Here is a 288-nt window from a genome sequence, read left to right on the forward strand (position 1 = left end):
ATATTGATTTAACTTCGGGTATCTTAAAAGATCACGACATTAAGAAAATGTTCAGTCATCAGACAAGTGTGGAATATACCGACAAAATCGATTGTCCAGAATGGGATGAATTTTTAAATCAAATTTTTGCTGGTGATCAGGAATTAATCCATTACATTCAAAAAGCGGTTGGATACTCGGCCACAGGAAGTATTAAGGAACAAGTGATGTTTATTCTGTATGGAAATGGCCGAAATGGTAAATCAATTTTCATCGATACTATTTCTGATATTCTGGGAACTTATGCCA

1 protein-coding gene is annotated in these 288 nt (G+C 34.4%); it reads left to right on the forward strand.

What is annotated here, in order from left to right; translation table 11 throughout:
- Nucleotides 1-288 (forward strand): phage/plasmid primase, P4 family (locus tag CBI42_RS11790; protein ID WP_256963841.1); only part of this gene is annotated, 288 nt, incomplete at both ends.

The organism is Streptococcus sp. KR, from assembly GCF_002238115.1.
Taxonomy (GTDB): Bacteria; Bacillota; Bacilli; order Lactobacillales; family Streptococcaceae; genus Streptococcus.